Below are 25,011 nucleotides of genomic sequence, written 5' to 3'. Positions count from 1 at the left end.
TTATTTCACCAATCCGAGCTTAACTAAGCTTTCTGCAATTTGTACGGAGTTCCATGCTGCACCTTTTAATAAGTTATCGGACACAACCCACATATGGAAGCCATTGTCTGAATCTAAGTCTTTGCGAATTCGACCGACAAACACATCGTTCTTTCCTACACATTCATTCGGCATAGGGTATACTTGATTGCCTGGATCATCTTGAAGTACTACACCCTTTGCTTTTTCAAGTAGAGCTTTCACATCTTCAACTGATGATCCATTTTCGTTCACTTCAAAATAGACTGATTCGGAGTGACCTGTTGCAACTGGAAGACGAACACAAGTTGCTGCTACTTTTAATTCTGGAAGATGCATGATTTTTTTCGTTTCATTGATCATCTTCATTTCTTCATAAGTAAAGCCATTGTCTACAAATTTATCTATTTGAGGAATCGCATTGAACGCAATTTGATAATGTTTTTCATCTGATTTCACAGGCAAAATCTTCGGTTCGAATTCCTCGTTGTTAATGATTGCTTTTGTTTGTTCATATAATTCTTCAACGGCTGCCGCCCCTGAACCAGATACAGCTTGATAAGTTGATACAATGATTTTCTCTAAGCCGTATTGTTGACGAATCGGTTCTAATGCAACAACCATTTGAATCGTCGAGCAATTAGGATTGGCAATGATTCCATGATGATTCATTAGATCTGCTTCATTTACTTCGGGTACAACTAATGGTACATTTTCGTCCATCCGAAAGGCACTTGTGTTATCTACACAGATTGCGCCTCGCTTAACCGCTTCTGGAGCAAGCTCTTTAGAGACACTTCCGCCTGCACTGAAAAGAGCAATATCAACACCTTCAAAGCTCTCTGGTTTTGCTTCTTGTATAATGACTTCTTCTCCGTTAAACTCAACCTTCGTTCCTGCTGATCTCGCTGAAGATAGAAGTGTTAGCTTTGATATAGGAAATTGACGCTTTTTCAAAGTGTCTAGCATTTGTTGTCCAACCGCACCAGTTGCCCCAACGACGGCAACGTGGAAACCTTTCACTTGTTCCATATGATATTCCCCTTCCAGTTTTCTATATTTGGCTTCTCCATTTTCTAGCAAATAAAGGTTTGAAGGATCCATGATGACACTTACAAGAGACGGCGGTCATATCATAGACCACCGTCTTGTTATCCTGTTCAATTGACTGCCATATCCATGATAGCTGATCCTTATAATAACACTTATTTTAACATATTCATTTTTAAAAGAATAAACATTTTATTGCGTTGCTAGAAAAAAGTAGAGGGGCTAATTACCATCTCGAAAGCGTTCCACAATAACTGGTTGAATTTGCTTTCCTTTCATCGCTTCTTCAATGGTATGTGAGAGCATCGTCATGCGGGCTACCATTGAGTTCGGTTTCTTAACAGGATCATCCTGTCCGTATGGAATAAAGTAAATATTCTTGGTAGCCATCAATCTCATTAAATTGACTCCATTTAATCCTAATGCATCATTTGTTGATATTCCTAAAACCACAGGCATTTGATTTCTTAATGTGGCTTTAGCTGCCATCAATACTGGAGAGTCAGTCATAGCATTCGCAAATTTACTCATTGTATTTCCTGTAATCGGAGCAACAACCATACAATCTAATGGGATTTTCGGCCCAAGTGGCTCTGCACCAACAATTGAGTCAATGACTTTATTACCTGTTAGATCTTCTATGCGTTGAACCCAATCTTCTCCTTTTCCAAATCGTGTAGTTGTATGTTTTACCGTATGGGATACAACGGGCAATACTTCAGCTCCTGCATTTACCAACTTTTCTATTTCGGGAAATACAGCATCATATGTGCAGTGTGAACCTGTTAACCCAAATCCAATTCGTTTACCATTTAAACTCATGTTGCTTTCCCCTTTCTATTTGCAAAGTCATCCTTTAATAACTGAGATAGAACGTTTGCCAAGATTTGCCCTGCTGTTTTTGGAGCAACAATTCCTGGCAACCCAGGAGCAAGCAATGCTTTAATTCCTCGCTTTTCAGCATATCTAAAATCTGTCCCACCCGGCTTTGAGGCCAGGTCAATGATTAACGTATGCGCCGGCATTTTCGAAATAACGGAAGCATTGACAATTTGATGGGGAATCGTATTAATACAAATATCTACGTCATAGACTGCTTGCTCTAAGTCAGTTAAATGAAATGGCTCTAATCCCATTTCTGTAATACGTGCAATATGCTCAGATTTCCGAGCTCCTACTTTTACTTTTGCACCTAATGATTGAAATGTTCTAGCTACACTCATTCCAACTCGCCCAAGTCCAAGGACCACAAGCTTAGATCCGTGAATCGTAAAGTCCGTATGCTGTATGGCCATCATGATAGTTCCTTCAACGGTAGGTATCGAATTATAGATGGCTACGTCGTCACGCTCAAATAATTGAACTAGTTTTCTATTTGCTTTCTTCGTAATTGAATTCAAATAATTATTGGTAATGCCAGAGTATACCGTACAATGGGATGGTGTTTTATTTAGCATTTCTTCCAGTAGAAAAACCCTTTCGTTCGAAAAAATCGTATCGATCTGACCATCTAAATTCGTACCTGGAACAGGTAATATGATTGCGTCCATGTTGGAAAAATCCACTTCATCGATTTTTTCTTTTACTGCACCCGTAAATGCATGATCAAGCTGCTCAAATCCGACTAACGAGAGCTTTGCATCTAGTTCGGTTAATTTACGTATAATCTCTAATTGTCTAGCGTCACCACCGATGACGGCAATATGCATCCCTGTCAGCATGTTATATTCACCTTCTTTTAAAAAGTCCTAATTCTAAACAGGAACTGATATGTCGAACTACTTCAACATCTTATGTGGCTATACCTCAATCGGTGAGTTTTCCTAGGGAATTAAAATAGAATAATGTAAGTAAACGCACAAAAAAAAAGAAGATTGACACTCGCCAATCTCCTCATGACTCTTCATCTGGGATATCAATGATGATCATATCATTTCCAATTTTCTTAATATGTCTCCAAGGAACTCTGACTTCTCCCCCTTGTTTTCGAAAACCAAACCATTTTAAGGATGGAATTAATAATGCTTGAATTTGCCCATTGGAAACATTAATTTCCAGATCGGTTTGCCCTAAAACGCCTAGCCGCTCTGCTTGCTTCACATCCACAATTTCCTTACCGCTCAGTTCGCTAAGTCGCAATCAACTCACCACTTTCGATAATGTTGTCCTCTCTATATATGTATCTGCATATCGGTCGTTTTAGAAGCATTTCTTAGGAAAGATTTTGCTCCACGTGAATTTTAGCTATGAAAATGGACTGCTTATGCTATGGGAAAAAACCACCACCTTGTGCTCCTTCCCCACAATTCACAGTGGGCACAATTTATCCCATAAAAAAGCTCACTCGAAAACGAGCAAGCTGTTATGGCTTTATTTACTTTAATTGGTTAGGTAGAGTTCCGTCTGGACTAATAAGGGCGACAGCATATTGATCCTTAAAGATGTTGTTTGCCAATTGATCAACACCTGACTTCGTGACCTGGTCGATTTGATTGACGATTTCATCTAATGAACGATGACGACCTAGGATTAGCTCGTTTTTGCCATTTCGGCTCATTCGACTATTAGTGCTCTCTAGACTAAGCATTAAGCTTCCTTTCAGCTGCTCTTTGCTATTGCTCAGCTCTTTATCGGTAATTCCTTCTTGCTTTAGCTTAGTTAGCGTTTCTTGAATGGTTTCAAATAGAACATTTAGCTGCTTTGCTCCTGTTCCCCCATAAATGGTAACAATTCCACTATCCTGAAAAGCAGAGTGGTAAGAGTATACAGAGTAGGCTAACCCCTTTTGTTCTCTTACATCTTGAAATAATCGGCTACTCATACTACCGCCTAAAATATTGTTAAGGACAATCAGGCTATATACATCCTCATGTCCAACCTTTAACCCTTCATATCCGATACATAAGTGTGCTTGTTCTGTTTCTTTCTTTCTTGCAAGCTTGTTCGTGTGGAATTCTGGCAATTGTTCGGTTTGCTCTTGTTTCCCACCTTCATAAGAACCAAAAAGCATTTCAACATCTTTAATAAAGCTCTCTTCAATATTCCCTGCAATTGATATAACGACATTTTCCGGTGTATATGTATGATGCATATAATGCTTTAATGTTTCACTTGTAAAGGTGGATAGCGTTTCTTCTGTACCTAAAATTGGATAGCCAAGTGAATGCTGGCTGTAAACTGCTTTACTTAAAACATCATGCACGATGTCATCTGGTGTATCCTCGTACATTTTAATTTCTTCATAGACGACGTTCTTTTCTTTCTTTAGCTCTTCTTCGTCAAAAGTAGAGTTAAAGAACATGTCTGCAAGTACTTCTAATGCATATTTTGAATGGGTGTCCAACACTTTCGCATAGTAGCATGTATACTCCTTTGATGTGAACGCATTTACTTGTCCACCAATGCTATCGAATGACTCCGCTATTTCTCTTGCCGTTCTTGTTTTGGTTCCTTTAAAAAACATATGCTCTAAAAAATGAGAAATCCCATTGTTTTGAGGTGTTTCATTTCTTGATCCAGTTCCGATCCAAACTCCAATCGCAACGGAGCGTACTGTTGGAATGTTTTCTAGCACGACTCTTACTCCATTTTGACAAGTGTATCTTTTAATCACGAAAACTCCTCCTGTTCTAAAACCTGCTGCTTGTTCATTTACTTGAACTGTTAGTATATCTTATTATAGCTATTTTTTCCAAAATACGCTCGTTAATTACGTTATTTTTGTATAATTCGTTCGGTATTTACTAAATCGGAAACCGTAGAGATTTGAAGTTTTTTAGCTTTTAATTGGATAATGAGCTGATCTAACGCATTGGCCGTAGATGCAGTTGGATGCATAAGGATCAAAGCTCCATTATGTACCTTGCTCATTACTCGTTGAATCAATTCATCTGGACTTGGCTTTCTCCAGTCAATTGTATCAACACTCCACATAACTGTACCTAATTTGAATTCAGTTGCAGCGATTTGCACGACTTCATCTCGATAACTTCCACTTGGAGGGGCGAGCCATGTACTAACTTTTCCTGTTGTAGCCTCAATGACATCATTTGTTTTCTTGATCTCCTCCCGAATCCGAGCTGATGAAATCTTTTGCATATCAGGATGTGTAAAGGAATGATTCCCGACTTCATGCCCACCATCTACAATCATTTTAGCAAGTTCTGGATTGTTTTGAACCCATCTACCTTCTAGAAAAAAACTCACCTTCACTTTATGCTTTTTTAACGTAGCTAAAATATCAGATAGATACTCATTTCCCCAAGCTACATTTACAATAAAGCTAACCATCGGTTTATCAGGATGTCCTTTATATACTGGTGTTGGCGGGAGGTCTGTTAAATTGACCTTAGGTGGAACTTGGTTAAAAACAAGCTTTGACTGATCAAACTCCCCTGTTTTTTTCATTTTTTCATGGGAAGCCTTTACATCCACTTTTAGCCCATTATAGCCAGGTATTGCTTTCCAAACAGGATCTACCTTCGCATCAACTGGCTCAACCTCATAACCCTTTGCCTTTTCAATGATCTCTTGGAAAAGAGAATCCTTTTGACTCGTTACAGCAACGGCTTCCATCTGTTTTAAGTGCGTGACATATACATCTGTATATGAATTATTTGTAATTAAAAAGGCGATAGCCAAAATGACGACAATTGAAACGAACTTCCTCATAGTTCAGCCTCCTTCACTTTAAGATTATGAAGAGGGAGGACAAGGTAGAACGTTCTGCGCAGATAATCTATGTACAATTAATCCAAAAAGGTCAATCTTCAGCTGCCATCCTTTATAAAACACTAAAAGTCAGGGTTCCCCCTGACTTTTACTTACTTTCCTGCTTGCTCTTGCTGTTCTTTTTGCTCTTTCAAGACGACTTTACGAGATAAATTCACACGGCCTTGTCTGTCGATTTCCATCACCTTAACTAGAATTTCATCTCCTAGCTTAACAACATCCTCCACCTTGCCAACTCGTTCTTCAGCTAATTCAGAAATATGAACTAAACCATCCTTACCGCTAAATAGTTCAACAAATGCACCGAATTTTTCAATACGTTTTACTTTTCCTAAGTACATTTGACCAACTTCAACTTCACGAACGATGTCTTCAATAATTTTCTTCGCTTTTTGATTCATTTCTTCATTTACAGAGGAAATGAAAACTGTACCGTCTTGCTCGATGTCAATTTTCACGCCAGTTTCTTCAATAATTTTATTAATTTGTTTTCCGCTCGGTCCAATTACATCACGGATTTTATCTGGATTAATACTCATCATTAAGATCTTAGGAGCATATTCAGACAAGCTTTCTCTCGGTTCAGAAATAGTCGCAAGCATGGACTCAAGAATTTGCATACGGCCTTTTTTCGCTTGTTGCAACGCTTCTTCAAGAATCTCTCTTGAAAGTCCATCAATTTTGATGTCCATTTGTAGAGCTGTTACCCCTTTTGCTGTACCAGCTACTTTGAAGTCCATATCACCTAGATGGTCTTCCATCCCTTGAATGTCTGTTAAAATCGTATAGTGTTCACCAGACTTAACTAGTCCCATAGCAATACCAGCTACCGGAGCTTTAATTGGAACACCTGCATCCATCATTGCAAGAGTGCTTGCACAGATACTTGCTTGGGATGTAGAACCATTTGATTCAAGTACTTCTGATACTAAACGAATCGTATATGGGAAGTCCTTTTCTGAAGGAATAATTGGTTCTAATGCTCTTTCTCCGAGGGCACCATGTCCAATTTCACGACGACCTGGTCCTCTCATTGGTCCTGTTTCACCTACACTGAAATTAGGGAAATTATAGTGATGCATGAAGCGCTTCTCTTCCTCAATTCCTAAACCATCAAGAATTTGAACATCTCCAAGTGCCCCTAATGTACAAATACTTAATGCTTGCGTTTGTCCACGAGTAAATAACCCTGAACCATGTGTGCGTGGCAATAGATCAATTTCAGAAGATAACGGACGAATTTCATCTGGATTTCGGCCATCAGGGCGAACTTTTTCTTCTGTAATCAGACGACGTACTTCCCCTTTTACCATCTTATCAAGGATTTGCTTCACATGTTTTAAGTCTTCGTCTGTTGCTTCCTGCTCTTGATATTTAACCATTATTTCATCTTTAACGGCCTTAATTGCTTCCTCACGAGCATGCTTTTCTTGCGTTTGGATCGCTTTTACTAGATCTTGTTCACAAGCTTCACGAATCTCTGCTTCTAATTCTTTATCTAGTTCAAATAGAGTAACTTCTCTATTTTGCTTCCCGATTTCAGCAACGATTTTTTCTTGGAATTCAATTAAACGCTTGATTTCATCGTGTCCGAACATGATTGCTTCCAGCATTACTTCTTCAGGAACCTCTTCAGCACCTGCTTCAACCATATTAATGGCATCCTTCGTTCCTGCCACTACTAGGTTCATATCGCTCTTTTCCAAATGTTCAACAGTAGGGTTAATGATGAAATTTCCATCTATACGACCGACTGTAACACCAGCAATTGGCCCTTGGAACGGAATATCGGAAACCATTAACGCTAAAGAAGAACCAAACATAGCTGCCATTTCAGAAGAGCAATCTTGGTCCACACTCATAACCATACTTACTACTTGTACTTCATTACGGAATCCATCTGCGAATAATGGACGAATCGGTCTGTCAATTAATCGACTCGCCAAAATAGCTTTTTCACTTGGACGTCCTTCACGCTTAATGAAACCACCTGGGATTTTCCCTACTGCATATAAACGCTCTTCATAATTAACAGTTAACGGGAAGAAATCTACAGTTTTTGGTTCTTTTGAAGCTGTTGCCGTACTTAATACAACGGTTTCTCCATAACGAATTAATGCAGCGCCGTTAGCTTGCTTAGCCAGTTGGCCAATTTCTACCGTTAACTTACGACCTGCCCAGTCTATTGAATAGACATGCTTACCTTGTTCCATATTAATAAACCCCTCTCTACCTATATAAACTACGGAGTTATAGCGATGAAGTCTAACAACTTAAATTTCGCTAATATCTTCTTGTATAGTGAAAAAAAGCATAATAATGCTTTTTATTGACTCATAAATTAGTTATAGTATGTCCATATTCTCTCATACTTAAAATAAAACAATCAATTATGTATGTATGAAAAACTGATGTTTTTTTTCCTAATAAAAAAGCGGGAACAAAATCCCGCTTTCTTTTGACTATCTACGTAAACCAAGTTTAGTAATTAACTCACGGTAACGTTGGATGTCTTTGTTACGTAGGTAAGTTTGAAGATTACGACGTTTCCCTACCATTTTAAGAAGACCACGACGAGAGTGATGATCTTTCTTGTGAGTACGTAAGTGTTCGTTTAAGTTATTGATTTGTTCTGTAAGGACAGCGATTTGAACTTCTGGAGATCCAGTATCGTTCTCATGAATTTTGTATTCATTGATCAGTTCATTTTTACGTTCTTGTGTAATTGCCATTATGTTAGCCTCCTAAAATTATAATCATAATCCCCTGTTACTGAGCAAGCGTCGGAGTCTCAACTAGCCAAGCAAAGGTTCATTTTTGATACGTTAATTAGAATACACGTTTTTATGACAAAAAGCAAGACTAAACGCTGTTTTTTTCAAAATAGCTTAATGCTTTCTGCTTGTCCCGTGCAATTTGAGTGACAAGCTCATCAATGCTTGTAAATTTTTGTTCACTTCTTATATGTGAATGCCATTCAATCTTAACTTCTTGACCATAGATTTCTTCATTGAAATCAAAGATGTGCACTTCAATTGAAGGCTTCTTTAATTCAGTATGGAAAGTAGGCTTATATCCGATATTACAGACACCTTCGTACCAGAGATTTGCCACTTGAATCCTTACAGAATATACACCTAAAGGAGGAATAATGTACTCACTATTCACATCAATATTCGCAGTTGGGAAACCAATTGTTCGCCCTCGCTTATCCCCATGAATGACAATCCCCGTAGTCGTATAATATCGACCAAGTAATCCTTGTAGTCGATCTGTTTTTCCTTCCCGAATCAATGAACGAATAAGGGAAGAGCTAATTTTCTCATCATCATTTGTCAACTTAGGAACAACTGTAAAATCAAACTCTTCGCGGGAATGGAAAGGTAATGTTTCCATTGTTCCTTTTCCCATTTTTCCATATGTATAGTCAAAACCAGCCACAACATGCTTCGCATTAAGGCTAATCACATACTGATCAATGAATTCCTGCGGAAGTAAGTTTGCAAATGCGTGGGTAAAATGAACAACAAACACATAGTCAATGTTCAGCTTCTCAATCACATTCAATTTCTCTTCTAATGGCGTGATATATTCTACATGCTGTGTACTTCTCCCAAGAATGACAGAAGGATGCGGATCAAAGGTCATCACTGCACTTTTGAGGCCTTTATGATTTGCAACCGTCTGTGCTTGATTAATTACCCTTTGATGTCCCAAATGGACCCCATCAAAGTACCCAAGGGCTAATGATAATGGTGGGAAATCGTCTTTATTAAACGAATGAGGGTGATGAATTTTAATTACTTCCATAATGATACTCACCTTTTTCTATATAGAGCGTCTACTATGATCAGTCATTTCTTAATACTTTTGACGGTTTCATTAGTCCAGGCTTTGTCGGATGGTGCTCATAAATTGCCAACACTAATCCGTCAGATGTTTCAATAGCTATAGGTCCTTTAATCATAGATAATTCGGCAGGAATCGACAAAACCGCCCCGTTTTTTACTTTCTCTGCTACTGTATCATTTATTTGATATTTCGGCAAATGAGAAAGCGCCATTTCCAAAGGTCGCAAAACATCGTCAATCGTTCCCTTCTCCATATGTTCTTCAATCTCCGTAAATGTTAAGCAATCCTTTACTGCAAAAGAGGAAGATTGAATTCTTGTTAATTCTGACATATGTGCTGGGTATCCTAATTGCTCTCCCATCATGACAGCTAGTGTTCGAATATATGTGCCTTTACTACAGCTGACGCGGAACTTAAACGTAATCGTCTCACCTGTAAATACGTCCCTGTCATCTAAAAGTTCGATGGAATAGATTGTTACTTTTCTCGTTGGCCTCTCGACTTCAATCCCTTGGCGTGCATACTCATAAAGACGCTTCCCATTTACTTTCACTGCAGAGTACATCGGTGGAGTTTGTTGAATTTCACCAGTAAGTGATTGAATGACTGCGAGAATGTCTTCTCTTTTCAAGCTTCCAGATACCTTTCTTTCTGCTACTACATCACCTGAAGCATCTTCTGTAGTAGTGGAAAAACCGATCGTCACTTCTCCTTCATATGCTTTACCCGCATCGGTAATGTACTCTGCTACCTTTGTTGCTCGTCCAATGCAGATGGGGAGTACACCTGTAACATCCGGATCTAACGTACCCGTATGTCCTACCTTCTTTGTTCTTAAGATCTTCCTTAACTTAAAAACACAATCATGGGATGTCATTCCCTTTGGCTTAAATAAAGGTAGAATTCCTTCCATTCTGTCTCCTCCTAAATGATGTGATGAGTGATAGAAAATAACAATATTCATGTGTATGGACTGAAAAAAAGGATAGACTTAAAAGTCTATCCAATTCGACTTACTATTCATCACCTTGTTCTTTCGGATTTTCCTCCGAAATCTGATGAAGCAATGACTCAATACGGTTTCCGTAGTCAATGGATTCATCAAACTCAAAGATGATTTCAGGTGTTTTACGGAGACGGATACGCTGACCAATTTCAGAGCGAATAAAGCCTTTCGCCTTTGCTAGCCCTTTCAATGTATCTTCTCTCTGCTTCTCATCACCTAGAACAGAAATATATATTGTTGCTTGCTGAAGATCTCCTGTCACTTGAACATCGGTTACCGTCACAAAGCCCACTCTTGGATCTTTGATTTTTCTGCCGATGATATCCCCAAGCTCCTTCTTCATTTGTTCTCCAACACGATTCGATCTAAGGCTCATCTAAATAAGTCACCTCTTTATATAGGTCTTAAAGGAGAGTTCCGATACTAGGAACTACACCTTATAAGAATATGATTGAACTGCTCAACCACTTGTTCGTGCACCGCTTAGAGCCATTCCATATCCGTAATCGTTCGCTCGATTTCAGGAAAAGAATCGATAAAAGCTAGCACCTTTTGAAGCTCTCTATCAACTGAAGTTTTTACAGATGCTACGGCAACAATCGCTAGTTTCGTTCGTTGCCAAGTATCCTGGTAGTCAACCTCTGATACAGATATATTATATTTTTGCTTTAATCTCGTCATTACTCTTTGCAGTACAGCACGTTTTTCTTTTAACGAATGGGCATCATAAATGATACATTCACAGGCAACAAGGCCTACGATCATTTACGCTCCACTTCTTCCATAATATAAGCTTCAATAACATCGCCTTCTTTAACGTCATTGAAGTTCTTAATGGTAATTCCGCATTCATAGCCTTGGCTTACTTCCTTCGCGTCATCTTTGAAGCGTTTAAGTGCATCCACTTCCCCTTCAAAAATAACCACACCATCACGGATTAAGCGAACGCCACTATCACGAGTGATTTTTCCATCCGTTACATATGAACCAGCAATTGTACCGACTTTTGATACTTTAAATGTTTGACGAATTTCCGCTTGACCAATAATTTTTTCTTGGAATTCTGGATCAAGCATCCCTTTCATGGCTGCTTCAATTTCCTCAATTACTTTGTAAATGATTCTGTGAAGTCGGATATCCACTTCTTCTGCATCCGCCGCACGCTTTGCATTTACATCCGGACGAACGTTGAATCCAATTACAATTGCATTTGAAGCTGCAGCTAATGTAATATCTGACTCATTAATTGCTCCAACAGCCGTGTGAATGATTCTTACATTAACACCTTCTACCTCAAGCTTTTGAAGAGCAGCTGCTAATGCTTCTACAGAACCTTGTACGTCTGCTTTCACAATCACATTTAAGTCTTTCATTTCCCCTTGCTTCATATGCTCAAACAAGTTATCAAGGCTAACACGTGTTTTTTCACTGCGCTGTGCTTGAAGTGCTTGCTGTGCTCTTGATTCTCCTACCTGGCGTGCTGTCTTTTCATCATCAAATACAACGAACCGATCCCCAGCAAGTGGAACATCATTTAAGCCAGTAATCTCTACCGGTGTTGAAGGACCTACTTCTTTAACTCGACGACCAAGATCATTAACCATAGCACGGACACGACCAAATGTATTTCCTACTACAATTGGATCTCCCACTTTTAATGTTCCGTTTTGGACTAATAATGTAGCAACTGAACCGCGCCCTTTGTCTAACTGAGCCTCAATTACTGTACCAACTGCATTACGACTTGGATTCGCTTTGTATTCTTCAACTTCACCTACAAGTAGAATCATTTCAAGTAAATTATCGATACCTTCACCAGTTAATGCAGAAAGCGGAACAAAGATGGTATCTCCGCCCCATGCTTCAGGAACTAATCCATGCTCAGTTAACTCCTGCATTACGCGATCAGGATTCGCAGTTGGTTTATCCATTTTGTTTACGGCAATGATAATTGGAACCTCAGCTGCTTTTGCGTGATTAATCGCTTCAACTGTTTGAGGCATTACTCCATCATCTGCAGCAACTACAAGAATCGTAATATCCGTAATTTTCGCACCTCGCGCACGCATCGTTGTGAACGCTGCGTGTCCAGGTGTATCAAGGAACGTAATTTTCTTGCCGTTTTCAATTACTTGGTATGCACCGATATGCTGTGTGATTCCACCAGCTTCTCCAGCTGTTACCTTTGTATTACGAATAGAGTCAAGTAACGTTGTTTTTCCGTGGTCAACGTGACCCATGATCGTTACAACTGCAGGTCTTTCTGAAACAGCAGTTTCATCGTCCTCTGTGAAGTACACTTCAAGGTCTGTTGTATCAACCTTGATTTCTTCTTCAACCTCAACACCGTACTCTCCAGCAATTAGTTCAATCGCATCTTTGTCTAGCTCTTGGTTGATCGTTGCCATTACACCAAGCATGAATAGCTTCTTAATTATTTCAGAAGGCTCACGGTGTAGCTTTTTCCCTAATTCAGCAACCGTTAATGATTCGCTAAACGTAATTTTAGCTGGAAGCTCTTTTTCTTTTTTAGGCTGTGGTGTATGTGTAGGTTGTTGATTATTCTTGCCCTTGTTGTTACGGTTGTTCTTTTGATTTTTATTGTTGTTGTTTTTATTTTTGTTAAAAGGCTTGTTGTCTTTAGACTGGCTTTGCTGCGATTGCTTTTTGCCATCGTTTGATTTAGGAGCTGTTTTGATTTTAACCGTGTTAGAGGTCTTGTCGTCCTCTTCAATAGAGCTGCTCTCTTGCTTGTTTGATTGATTCTGTGGTTGCTTGTTATTATTCACCTTGAAAACCTCATCAAGCTTCACAACAACCTCATCTTCGATAGTTGTCATATGGTTTGATACCTCAATATTCATATCTTGTAATTTTGCGATTACATCTTTACTTGAAAGATTATATTGTTTTGCATATTCATAAACGCGCATTTTACTCATATATTCACCCCCGCTAGTATTAATCGAGCAACGTCACCATTTTCTTGGCAAACCCATTATCTAAGATTGCTACTACTACCCGCGCTTCTTTGCCGATAGCTTGCCCAAGTTGATAGCGATCTTCAACTAATTTATATGGAACTTCGTAGGATTTACATTTATCGGTAATTTTTTTCATTGTATTTGCAGATGCATCTTGCGAAAGCAACACAAGCTTTGCATTACCATTTCTAATTTCCTTTACGGTTAGTTCCTCACCAGATATGATTTTACGTGCTCGATTGGCTAAGCCAAGCAATGACATCCATTGATTTGATTTCATTAGGATTGTCGTTTCTCCTTCTCGATAAGCTCAAAAACTTCATCATAAATTGCTTCAGGTATGGTTACCTGTAATTGGTTAGCTAAAACATTTTTCTTCTTTGCTAGTAAGACTGCTTCTTGATCTTTCGAAAGATAGGCACCTCTACCGGACTTTTTCCCTGTTAGGTCAACAGAAACTTCTCCTTCTTTCGAGCGAACGATGCGAACTAGCTCTTTTTTGGGCCTCATTTCACCTGTTGCTACACATTTTCGGAGAGGGATTTTTTTGCCGTTGTTCACATTCATACACCTCTCAATTATTCTAATTCAAACTCTTGATCATCCTGAGCGAACTCTTCTTCATCAAAAGAAAGAAGTTTCTCTTCTCTTGGATAGATCCCAGCTTCTCTTGCTTCACTTTCTGGCTTAATATCAATCTTCCAGCCTGTTAGTTTCGCAGCAAGTCTTGCATTTTGTCCGCGCTTCCCGATTGCTAATGATAATTGATAATCAGGAACAACTACAGTAGTCGCCTTCTCGTCTTCATTCACAATGACATCTAGTACTTTTGACGGACTTAGAGCGTTAGCTACAAACACGACAGGATCGTCTGACCATTTCACGATATCAATCTTTTCGCCCTTAAGCTCATTTACGATTGCCTGAACTCGAGTTCCCTTTGGTCCAACACATGCTCCTACTGGATCTACTTCTAGGTTGTCTGAATGAACAGAAATTTTAGAGCGGTCTCCTGCTTCACGAGCAACCGATCGAATTTCAACCGTACCATCAAATATTTCTGGCACTTCAATTTCGAATAAGCGCTTTAATAAGCCAGGGTGCGTTCGTGACACGTAAATTTGTGGACCCTTTGTTGTTCTTTCAACTTTAGTTAAGAACACTTTTATACGATCATGCGCCTTGTATTGCTCATTTGGCATTTGCTCATTAGCAGGTAAAATCGCTTCAATCTTCCCTAAGCTAACATAGATGAATTTAGGATCTTGTCTCTGAACAATTCCAGTCATAATATCTTCTTCACGATCAATAAACTCGGAATAAATAATGCCTCGTTCTGCTTCGCGAACACGCTGAGTAACTACTTGCTTTGCCGTTTGAGCAGCAATTCGTCCAAAGTCTTTAGGTGTAACCTCAAGCTCGACAATATCTTCAACTACATAGTTCTGATTGATCTTCTGTGCATCTTCTAAAGAGATTTCAAGTCTTGGATCAAACACTTCCTCAACTACCTCTTTACGAGCAAACACCCTCATCGTCCCCGAATCAAGGTTTAGGTCGATTCGGACATTTTGTGCTTGGTTGAAATTGCGACGATACGCAGACACAAGCGCTGCTTCAATCGCTTCAATAATTACATCCCTTGAAATTCCCTTATCTTTTTCCAGCAATATCAGTGCATCTAATAATTCACTGCTCATGAAATGGTATCCCCCTTTAATCTCTCAACATCATCTCTCGTATTTTAAGAGAAAGCTACTGCTAGACGAGCATTTGCCACTTTCTCATATGGAATTTCAACACGCTTCTTTCTCGTTTTGATTTTGACCTCAATCGAAACCGTTTCGCCATCAAAACCTGTTAAAATCCCTTCAAATGTCTTCTCTCCATCAATCGGTTCATACGTTTTTACAAATACATTTTTTCCAATTGCTTTTTGAAAGTCTTTTTCCTTTTTCAGCGGGCGTTCTGCACCTGGTGAGGATACTTCTAGAAAATAGTTATAAGGAATTGGATCGATTTCATCTAGCTTTTCACTCAATCTTTCGCTTACAATTCCACATTCCTCGATATCCACGCCTGCTTCTTTATCAATAAATATGCGAAGAAACCAGTCTTTCCCTTCCTTTACATATTCAATATCAACTAATTCTAATTGTAGTTCTCCTAAAATTGGAGTAACTAGTTGTTCAACGATCTCCGTCACTTTACTCATACGATCCCTCCTCTAGCATGAAAATTCCTTGGATTCATTTCAAATGGAGCATTCATTTTGTTGAGAAAGCTATGTATCACAAATGTTCATGATCAACTTATCTTCGTAAAAAGGATCCATTCAACGAAAACACTTAAAGTTACTTTTTCTGAGAAAATAGTGTAGACAAATACGAAAGAGTGGGTTTCCCCACTCTTTTCCTGAGAGTTATTAATAGTATTTCCAATAAAACTATAACATAACCATATATTTAATGCAAATAGAATAGCTGTCAGTCAAGGGGTTCGCTCCAATTACATACATATTTTTTAGGCTCTGTCTTCAGCTCTAATTTGCATGCATTTTATGAAGAAATGAAGAAAGAAAACAAGTTTTCTTCAAATAATCTTTTAGTCAAAAACAACCGTTTATAAAAAACTTAGAACAAGGATAACTGATTTTGATCAGGCAAGGATTCTAAGCACCCATGATTATCAAGATACTCGAGGATAGTTTTTGAAATCTTCCCCCGTTGCTGGAGGTCTTCTTTTGATAAAAACTCCCCTTCAGCTCTAGCCTTTACAATATTCAATGCAGCGTTTGTTCCAAGTCCAGGAATGGAATTAAACGGTGGGATCAGAGAATTTCCATCAATAATAAACTCTGATGCACTTGAGCGATATAAGTCTACTTTCGTAAAAGAATATCCTCGCTCGACCATTTCTAAGGATAGCTCTAACACCGTCAGTAAGTTCTTTTCCTTCGGGGATGCTTCCAACCCTTTAGCGCTGATTTCTTCAATCTTAGCCCGAATAGCTTGTCCTCCTTTTACCATCGCTTCAATATCAAAGTCTTCTGCACGAACGGTAAAATATGCCGCATAGTAAAGCAGCGCATGGTGAACCTTGAAATAGGCAATACGGACAGCCATTAATACATAGGCTGCGGCATGGGCTTTTGGGAACATATACTTGATTTTTTTACATGATGATATATACCATTCAGGTACTTCGTTTTTTCGCATTTCTTCTTCCATTTCGTCTGTTAACCCTTTTCCTTTACGAACAGATTCCATGATTTTAAAGGCAAAGGCTGGTTCTAATCCTTGATAAATTAAATAGACCATAATATCATCACGACAACCAATTACTTCACTAAGTGTACAAATTTTATTCTGAATAAGTTCTTGAGCATTCCCAAGCCAAACGTCCGTCCCATGAGAGAGTCCTGAGATTTGGACAAGCTCTGAGAAGGTAGTCGGTTTCGTATCTTCAAGCATTTGACGTACAAATCTTGTTCCGAATTCAGGGATCCCTAATGTACCTGTCTTACACATGATTTGATCCTCTGTCACTCCGAGGGATTCTGTTCCACTAAAAATTTTCATCACTTCAGGATCATCGGTTGGTATTGTTTTCGGATCGATTCCACTTAAGTCTTGAAGCATACGAATAACGGTCGGGTCATCGTGTCCAAGAATATCAAGCTTAAGCAAATTATCATGGATGGAATGGAAGTCAAAGTGTGTCGTCTTCCATTCAGAACCTTGATCATCTGCAGGGAATTGAATAGGTGAGAAATCGAAAATGTCCATATAATCAGGTACAACGATAATTCCCCCAGGATGCTGACCGGTTGTTCTCTTCACCCCAGTACAACCTGAAGCAAGTCTCTCAATTTCAGCACCTCGAAGCTGAAGGTTATTATCTTGCTGGTATGCCTTAACATATCCGAAAGCCGTTTTATCTGCAACTGTTCCTATCGTTCCTGCACGATATACATTGTCAGCACCGAACAGTACTTTCGTATAATTATGTGCACGGGGTTGATATTCTCCTGAGAAGTTCAAATCAATGTCTGGTACTTTATCTCCTTTAAAGCCAAGGAACGTTTCGAATGGGATGTCGTGTCCATCTTTTTTATATGGTTCTTGACAATTTGGGCAATCTTTATCAGGAAGGTCAAAGCCTGAGCCAACAGATCCGTCATTAAAAAATTCTGAGCCCTTACAGATAGGACATACATAGTGTGGTGGCAAAGGGTTTACTTCTGTAATTTCAGTCATTGTTGCAACAAACGAAGAACCTACTGATCCACGGGAACCTACAAGGTACCCATCGTTAAGTGACTTTTTAACGAGCTTATGTGAAATTAAGTATATTACCGCAAATCCGTGTCCAATAATACTTTTTAGTTCTTTTTCTAGACGAGCCTCTACAATTTCAGGGAGCGGATCACCGTAAATACTCCGGGCCATCTCGTAGCTCATATTCCTCATTTCCTCGTCTGCACCCTCAATTTTAGGTGTATACAGATCATCCTTAATCGGTTTAATATTGTCAATCCAATCAGCAATTTTATTCGTATTGGTCACTACGATTTCTTTTGCTTTTTCTTTTCCTAAAAAAGAAAATTCATCTAGCATTTCATTAGTTGTTCGGAAATGAACATCTGGAAGCTGATGGCGATTGAGTGGATTCGCTCCACCCTGTGAATTCACGAGTATTTTCCGGTGAATCTTATCCGTTTCCTTCAAGTAGTGGACATTGCCGGTTGCAACAACCGGGATATCTAATCGTTCACCTAACTCAACAATGTTACGAATAATATCTTCAAGCGCTTGATTATCTCTAACTAACTCAAGCTCTAATAAATGAGCATAGACCGGTTTCGGGTGAACCTCTAGATAATCATAAAATCTGGCCTTTTCTTCTACTTCTTCTATTCCTTTTTGCATCATACCTTCAAATACTTCGCCTTTATCACAAGCAGATCCGACAATAATCCCTTCTCGGTATTTCTGGAGCTGTGATCGCGGGATTCGAGGTACTCGAAAGAAATAGTTTAAATGAGAAATAGAAACGAGATGAAAAAGATTTTTTAACCCTACTTCTGTTTGAGCTAAAAGGGTACAATGGTATGGCCTTGCACGTTTATATGCATTTCCCGCTCCCATGTTATCGTTTAGACGATCATGGAACTCTATTCCCTTCTCCATCGAATCTTTTAACATTTTGAGTAACAGATACCCGGTTGCTTCGGCATCATAAATTGCCCGGTGATGCTGAGTAAGCTCTATGTCAAATTTCTTGGCAAGCGTATTTAAACGGTGGTTCTTCATCTCAGGATACAAGAAACGTGCAAGCTCAAGAGTATCAATGACAGGGTTCTTCGCTTTGTCATACCCCATTTTTTTATAGCCTATGTTTAAAAAGCCCATATCAAATGAAGCATTGTGAGCGACAAATATACTATCTTCTGCCCATACATGAAATTGCTTCAGCACCACGTCAATATCTGGAGCATTTCGAACCATATCATCTGTAATACCGGTTAATTCAATTGTTGTGGCAGATAATGGATGATGGGGATTAGCAAATGCTTCAAACCGATCAATAATCTCACCATCATGTATTTTAACAGCTGCAAGCTCAATGATTGTGTCATATACAGCTGATAATCCGGTAGTTTCCACGTCAAACACTACATACGTATCATCTGCTAATTTTCGCGGTGCATCATTATATGCAATTGGAACGCCATCATCTACTAAATTCACTTCAACGCCATAGAGAACCTTAATGTCATTCTTTTTTGAAGCTCCAAATGCTTCCGGAAATGACTGCGCAACCGCATGGTCTGTAACCGCAATCGCCTTGTGCCCCCATTTCTTCGCTTGAGTAATCAGCGTGCTAACAGATGTAACAGCATCCATTTGACTCATTGGAGTATGAAGATGCAGCTCCACTCGCTTTTCGCCTTCAGGTGCGGTGTCTCTTTTCTCAGGTGCTTTTATTTCATTAATATCATTCCCAATCATAACGAGGTCCCGAACGAACGTGTCGTTTTGAATACTACCTCTCACTCTTACCCACATGCCTTTTTTAACGAGCTGATAGAGGGCAGCGTCTTCCTTATCTCGAGAGAACATTTTTACCATGATCGAGCTTGTATAGTCTGTGACTTTAAAGGTAAGGAGTGTACGGCCACTTCTTAACTCTTTTGTTTCTGCAGCAAATACGAATCCTTCAATAGCAATTCTTCGTTCTTCATCTAGAACATCTTCAAGTTTTCTGAAATCAGCATCATCTTTAATCGTAAGCCCTATCGATAAAGGACCTTGGAGCTCAACAGGTCCATCCGTATCCTTCTCAGCTTCTTTCTTTTGCATTTCCAGTAAAGCCTGCATCCCACGCTCTTGATCTTCTTTTTGTTTCTTCTGGAGAAATTGCTCATATTCAGCATTTGAGTCTTCACTGCTTATCTCTGTATCTATTGATAACATGGGAAATCCAAAAGCCTGAAATATCCCAGAGATAATTTCTGCATACTTTCGTTTAATTGCCAGAGATTCTAGTTCATTACGAACTTGAATGATTACCTTTTGACCTTGTATTTTTGGAATTTGTTCACTTAAGAGCTTAATTAATGGAGGTGAAATCCCGTCAAGCTCTTGAATACAGCTGGTCCAGTAATCGATTACTTGTTGATCATGAAACTGTTGGTCGATTACATTAATCGTAAAGGAGGTATTGGCTATATGCGAAAAGCTTTTCGTAAGTTCAGAAGAAAACCGGGTATACACATCACCAGGTAGAATTTTTTCTAGGATAAAGAAGAAATGCCATTTTCTTTCCTGTTTATCAACAATGACTTTTTCAATTTGCGCATTCGAAAAATGCTGTACGAAAAGGTCTTCGGTCAATTGTAACTGCTGGAGTAAGAGTTGAAATCGCTCCTTTTTACCAGAAGGGTCACTCATAAGTCTCTCTCCCATCTATTGAAAATCTATTTGTCTTTTATATATTAATTAGTCAAAAATCGAATAAAATTAGTAAAGCAAAAGCTATTATAACATATAGGAGGTTATTGAGCCGTTTACAGCGTCAAGAAATTTCATCCATGGCAATAACGTCTTAAGAAAAAAACGGGCCGAATACTCGGACCCGCTTTCCTTTAGATTTGTTGCTGTAGGTCTGAAATGACTTGAATAAGCTCGTCTTTATGAACCTCAACCATTTCTCCTGTCTTGCGAACTTTTACTTCTACAATACCATCAGATGCTTTTTTACCTACTGTAATCCGTATTGGTATCCCAATTAATTCAGAATCCGTAAACTTTACTCCCGGTCTTTCATTTCGATCATCAAAAAGAACATCAAATCGTTGACCTTTAATATATCCATAAAGTTCTTCTGCTAATGCTGCTTGCGCTTCATCCTTCATATTCATCGCTAACAGATGAAGATCAAAAGGTGCCATATTTTTCGGCCATACAAAGCCTTTTTCATCATTAAATTGCTCTGCAATGGCTGCCATCGTACGTGAAACACCAATGCCGTAACATCCCATAATCATTGGCTGTGTTCGACCATTTTCATCCAGGTATACCCCATTCATTGCCTCACTATAACGAGTTCCAAGCTTGAATACGTGACCAACTTCAATTCCTTTTGCAAAAAGAATCGTCCCTTGACCATCTGGTGATACATCCCCTTCTTGGATAAAACGAAGATCCGCATATTGTTTCACCTCAAAGTCTCTGGCTGGACAAACATTCATGTAATGAACATGTTCTTCATTCGCGCCACAAACTCCATTTACAATCGCTTCAACTGCATAATCAGCTACCAATTCAACATTCGATACTTGAATAGGTCCTAATGAACCAACAGAGCACCCGAGAACTGCCTTTGTTTCTTCAGGCCCAGCAAGCTCTACCGTACTTGCTTCAAGTAAGTTCTTAAGTTTTATTTCATTTACTTCGTGATCCCCACGAACAAGAACGAGCACATATGCTTCATCTACTTTAAAAAGAAGAGATTTTATGCATCTTTCTGGAGAAACATTTAAGAAGTTTGAAACCTCTTCAATCGTTTTTTGATTCTCCGTTTGTACTTTTTCCAATGTTTTTAGTGATTCAGTTGATTTTTCATACTTCGTCACAACAGGGGCCATTTCGATATTTGCTGCATAATTAGATGTATCTGAGTATGCAATCGTATCTTCTCCTACCTCGGATAACACCATAAACTCATGAGTGTCTTTACCACCCATTGCGCCTGAATCAGCGATAACTGCTCTAAAGTTTAATCCGCAACGAGAAAATACATTTGAATAAGCTTGGAAAATTTGATCGTACACTTCATCTAAACTTTCTTGGGAAGAATGGAAGGAGTATGCATCCTTCATAATAAATTCTCGTCCTCTTAGTAATCCAAAGCGTGGACGCTTCTCATCACGAAATTTCGATTGAATTTGATACAAAGTTAACGGAAGTCTCTTATATGATTTCACTTCGTCTCTTACAAGACTTGTGATTACCTCTTCATGCGTCGCACCCAAAGCGAAGTCACGATCATGACGATCTTTTAATCGCATTAGCTCAGGCCCGTATGAATACCAGCGCCCTGACTCCTGCCAAAGCTCTGCTTGTTGTAAGGCTGGCATTAATAGCTCAACTGCCCCAGCTGCATCCATTTCTTCTCGGACAATCGCTTCAACCTTTTGTAGAACTTTCTTGGCTAAAGGTAGGTAGCTATACACTCCACTTGCATTTTGGCGGATAAATCCCGCTCTTAATAATAGTTGATGACTTTTAATCTCAGCATCTGCCGGAACTTCTCTAAGAGTAGGAATTAGCGTCATACTCTGCTTCATTATATTGCACCTCATTTTTCTGCAACCAATCTATGTCTCGGTTCCTATATATTTCTTTGAAAAAATCATCTTACAAGAAAAATCGTTGTATGTCATTCCAAGTAACAACGAGCATCAACAGCATTAATAAGGCAAACCCTATAAAGTGAACCATTCCTTCTTTTTGGCGATCAATCGGTTTCCCTCGTACAGCTTCAACTGCGAAGAACATTAATCTTCCCCCATCTAAAGCAGGAATCGGAAGTAGATTCATAATCCCTAGATTAATGCTAAGAATTCCTGCCCACTTCATTAAATAATAAATGCCTGATTTTGCAACCGTGTCAGTTGAAACGTAAATTCCTACTGGACCTGACAACGCATCAATCGAAAATTGGCCTGTTACAAGCTTCCCAAGCATCATAAAAATTTCCTTCGTCCAAAAATATGTTTCTTGGAATCCGTAAGAAATCGACTTTAGTGGAGATTTCTCCATAGGGCTATATACACCAATAATTCCGATCTTTTCATCCTCTGCTACTCTTTCCTTTGGAGTTACAGGAATCTCCATCTCTTCCCCATCACGATTGACAACAAACATCAGTTCCTGTTCTGGACTTTTGCGGATGATTTCAACAACATCCTCCCAGCTAGAAACTTCTGATCCTCCTACCGTTTGGACGACATCTCCCTCTTTTAGGCCAGCCTCAAGTGCCGCTCCATCTGGTGTCATTTTCCCTAAAATCGGTTCATTTGAAGGAACGCCTTGAAGGATTGCAATTAACATGAATACGAAAAAAGCCAAAATAAAGTTCATCATAGGACCAGCAAATATGGCCATTGTACGCTGTCCTAATGTTTTAGAAGAAAACTGACGATTATAAGGAGCAATTAACGTTTCTTCTCCATTTTCGACTAACATGGCATTTGGAAGCACATCAAAGCTTTTTAATATTTCATCATCATTGTCTTCATATCCCTTTATCACTAATGCATGCTCGATATCCGCATGCTCTACTTCCATCACAAGAGCGTTTGGATATTTTTCTTTATTGTTCAGTATAATTTTACTAATTTTATCCTCTTTAAACAAAAGCCCTACACGTTGACCTGGCTTTATTTCAACCATTTCAGGATCCTCACCAGCCATACGAACAAACCCACCAATAGGGAGCAAACGAATGGTATATACCGTTTCATTTCGCTTATGCGTAAAGACCTTCGGACCGAAACCAATCGCAAATTCACGACATAAGATACCTGCCCTTTTGGCAAATATTAAGTGCCCTAACTCATGGAAGAAAACAAGTGCACCAAAGATGACGACAAAGGCTATTACTGTACTCAAATGATTACCACCTTTTTATGTAAGTGTGTTAATGAAGCTTCTTGTTTCTCGATCAACTTCCTGTATTACATCTAAGCCAGGAGATTGAATTGCTTTGTGATTTTCAAGCGCTTTTTCGATTAAATCCTCTATTTGCAAGAATTGGATCTTCCCGGATAGAAAAGCAGCAACCGAAGCTTCATTAGCTGCATTTAAGACGGTTGGCATGGTACCACCAATCTTCCCTGCATCAAAGGCAAATTGCAAACAGCGGAATCGGTCATAATCCATCTCTTGAAAGTGTAGCATTCCAATCTCAGCTAAGTTTAATCTTTTAGAAGTAGCCAGTGGAAAACGATCTGGAAAGGAAAGAGCATATTGAATGGGTACCCTCATATCCGGAGTACCTAGCTGTGCGATGATACTACTATCATGAAACTCTACCATCGAATGAATAATACTTTCTTTGTGTAATAGCACATCAATTTTTTTATATGGCATAGAAAAAAGCCAGTGTGCTTCTATTACTTCTAATCCTTTATTCATCATAGTTGCAGAATCAATTGTAATCTTAGCTCCCATTGACCAGTTTGGGTGATTTAATGCTTCCTCAAGTGTAACACCTTTTAATTGATCACGCGTTCGATCACGAAAGCTACCCCCGGATGCAGTTAAAATAAGCTTTTCAATATTCTTTTCTCTTTCGCCTTGCAATGCTTGGAATAACGCAGAATGCTCACTATCAACCGGAAGCAAATGAACTTGATTTCGTTTAGCAGCTTCCATCACTAAATGACCTGCAGTAACTAACGTTTCTTTGTTTGCGATTGCGATCGTCTTCTTTGCTTCAATTGCTTCTAAAGTCGGTTCTAACCCGACACTACCAAGGACAGCATTGACAAGGATATCCGCTTCTTTATAAACAGCTACTTCAACTAACCCTTCCTGTCCATGTATAAATTTTATGCTCGGATACTCTGCTTTAAGACTATCACAATCAGACTTTTCTAAAGTAGAAACGAGTTTTGGTTGAAAATCATGAATGATTTTTCGTGCTAGCTCTAAATTGCGACCAACCGACATGGCGACTAATTGAAATTGTTCATGATGCTCTTTAATTACATCTAATGTTTGTGTCCCAATTGACCCTGTTGCCCCTAATAAGCTTATATATTTCAATACGTTCAACTCCTACAAAACAAACATAAAT

General features: G+C 39.0%; 21 protein-coding genes. All 21 read right to left on the bottom strand.

The window, feature by feature from the left end:
* A complete protein-coding gene (asd, locus tag LS684_RS08515; protein WP_233811180.1) occupies positions 1–1,050 on the bottom strand; it encodes an aspartate-semialdehyde dehydrogenase in 1,050 nt (349 codons plus the stop codon).
* Between the two features lie 240 nt (positions 1,051–1,290).
* Positions 1,291–1,890: a dipicolinate synthase subunit B gene (locus LS684_RS08510; RefSeq protein WP_233811179.1), complete on the bottom strand. Its 600-nt coding sequence runs from the start codon at positions 1,888–1,890 to the stop codon at positions 1,291–1,293.
* On the bottom strand, positions 1,887–2,789 hold the full coding sequence (gene dpaA, locus LS684_RS08505) for a dipicolinic acid synthetase subunit A (RefSeq protein WP_233811178.1): 903 nt from the start codon (positions 2,787–2,789) through the stop codon (positions 1,887–1,889). The genes LS684_RS08510 and dpaA overlap by 4 nt, the downstream gene beginning before the upstream one ends.
* A 172-nt stretch (positions 2,790–2,961) precedes the next feature.
* Entirely contained in the window at positions 2,962–3,207 is a 246-nt protein-coding gene (locus LS684_RS08500) for a YlmC/YmxH family sporulation protein (RefSeq protein WP_233811177.1), read from the bottom strand.
* A gap of 235 nt (positions 3,208–3,442) precedes the next feature.
* Complete coding sequence (locus LS684_RS08495; RefSeq protein ID WP_233811176.1) at positions 3,443–4,681, bottom strand: M16 family metallopeptidase; 1,239 nt, start codon at positions 4,679–4,681, stop codon at positions 3,443–3,445.
* Positions 4,682–4,782: 101 nt separating this feature from the next.
* Positions 4,783–5,739 carry a polysaccharide deacetylase family protein gene (locus LS684_RS08490; protein ID WP_233811175.1) on the bottom strand — a complete coding sequence of 319 codons (957 nt, stop codon included), beginning with the start codon at positions 5,737–5,739 and terminating at the stop codon, positions 4,783–4,785.
* A 152-nt stretch (positions 5,740–5,891) separates the two neighbouring features.
* Positions 5,892–8,012 carry a polyribonucleotide nucleotidyltransferase gene (gene pnp / locus LS684_RS08485; RefSeq protein ID WP_233811174.1) on the bottom strand — a complete coding sequence of 707 codons (2,121 nt, stop codon included), beginning with the start codon at positions 8,010–8,012 and terminating at the stop codon, positions 5,892–5,894.
* Positions 8,013–8,261: 249 nt separating this feature from the next.
* Positions 8,262–8,531: a 30S ribosomal protein S15 gene (rpsO, locus tag LS684_RS08480; RefSeq protein ID WP_233811173.1), complete on the bottom strand. Its 270-nt coding sequence runs from the start codon at positions 8,529–8,531 to the stop codon at positions 8,262–8,264.
* A gap of 130 nt (positions 8,532–8,661) precedes the next feature.
* Positions 8,662–9,609, bottom strand: coding sequence for a bifunctional riboflavin kinase/FAD synthetase (ribF, locus tag LS684_RS08475; RefSeq protein ID WP_233811172.1), 948 nt, complete (start codon positions 9,607–9,609; stop codon positions 8,662–8,664).
* Between the two features lie 40 nt (positions 9,610–9,649).
* Positions 9,650–10,564, bottom strand: a complete 915-nt coding sequence (gene truB, locus LS684_RS08470) for a tRNA pseudouridine(55) synthase TruB (protein WP_233811171.1) — start codon at positions 10,562–10,564, stop codon at positions 9,650–9,652.
* 103 nt (positions 10,565–10,667) lie between these two features.
* Positions 10,668–11,033, bottom strand: coding sequence for a 30S ribosome-binding factor RbfA (gene rbfA / locus LS684_RS08465; protein ID WP_233811170.1), 366 nt, complete (start codon positions 11,031–11,033; stop codon positions 10,668–10,670).
* A gap of 107 nt (positions 11,034–11,140) precedes the next feature.
* Positions 11,141–11,422 (bottom strand): DUF503 domain-containing protein, encoded by a 282-nt coding sequence (locus LS684_RS08460; RefSeq protein ID WP_233811169.1) that lies wholly within the window; start codon positions 11,420–11,422, stop codon positions 11,141–11,143.
* The gene (gene infB, locus LS684_RS08455) at positions 11,419–13,599 is read right to left on the bottom strand and encodes a translation initiation factor IF-2 (RefSeq protein ID WP_233811168.1); all 2,181 of its coding nucleotides are present in this window, start codon (positions 13,597–13,599) and stop codon (positions 11,419–11,421) included. Before infB ends, LS684_RS08460 begins: the two co-directional genes overlap by 4 nt.
* Positions 13,600–13,618: 19 nt before the next feature.
* The gene (locus LS684_RS08450) at positions 13,619–13,921 is read right to left on the bottom strand and encodes a YlxQ family RNA-binding protein (protein ID WP_233811167.1); all 303 of its coding nucleotides are present in this window, start codon (positions 13,919–13,921) and stop codon (positions 13,619–13,621) included.
* A complete protein-coding gene (gene rnpM / locus LS684_RS08445; protein ID WP_233811166.1) occupies positions 13,921–14,202 on the bottom strand; it encodes an RNase P modulator RnpM in 282 nt (93 codons plus the stop codon). The genes LS684_RS08450 and rnpM overlap by 1 nt, the downstream gene beginning before the upstream one ends.
* Before the next feature lie 17 nt (positions 14,203–14,219).
* Positions 14,220–15,341 carry a transcription termination factor NusA gene (nusA, locus tag LS684_RS08440; protein WP_233811165.1) on the bottom strand — a complete coding sequence of 374 codons (1,122 nt, stop codon included), beginning with the start codon at positions 15,339–15,341 and terminating at the stop codon, positions 14,220–14,222.
* Positions 15,342–15,385: 44 nt separating this feature from the next.
* Positions 15,386–15,856: a ribosome maturation factor RimP gene (rimP, locus tag LS684_RS08435; protein WP_233811164.1), complete on the bottom strand. Its 471-nt coding sequence runs from the start codon at positions 15,854–15,856 to the stop codon at positions 15,386–15,388.
* Between the two features lie 418 nt (positions 15,857–16,274).
* Positions 16,275–20,597: a PolC-type DNA polymerase III gene (locus tag LS684_RS08430; protein WP_233811163.1), complete on the bottom strand. Its 4,323-nt coding sequence runs from the start codon at positions 20,595–20,597 to the stop codon at positions 16,275–16,277.
* A 194-nt stretch (positions 20,598–20,791) separates the two neighbouring features.
* Positions 20,792–22,495 carry a proline--tRNA ligase gene (locus LS684_RS08425; protein WP_233811162.1) on the bottom strand — a complete coding sequence of 568 codons (1,704 nt, stop codon included), beginning with the start codon at positions 22,493–22,495 and terminating at the stop codon, positions 20,792–20,794.
* Positions 22,496–22,565: 70 nt separating this feature from the next.
* Positions 22,566–23,822, bottom strand: coding sequence for an RIP metalloprotease RseP (gene rseP, locus LS684_RS08420; protein ID WP_233811161.1), 1,257 nt, complete (start codon positions 23,820–23,822; stop codon positions 22,566–22,568).
* Positions 23,823–23,837: 15 nt separating this feature from the next.
* Positions 23,838–24,980 (bottom strand): 1-deoxy-D-xylulose-5-phosphate reductoisomerase, encoded by a 1,143-nt coding sequence (dxr, locus tag LS684_RS08415; protein ID WP_233811160.1) that lies wholly within the window; start codon positions 24,978–24,980, stop codon positions 23,838–23,840.
* Positions 24,981–25,011: the final 31 nt, after the last annotated feature.

The sequence above is a fragment of the Cytobacillus spongiae genome (assembly GCF_021390075.1).
Note: the sequence above shows the minus strand (reverse complement) of the source record. Positions and strands in the feature narration are given on the sequence as shown.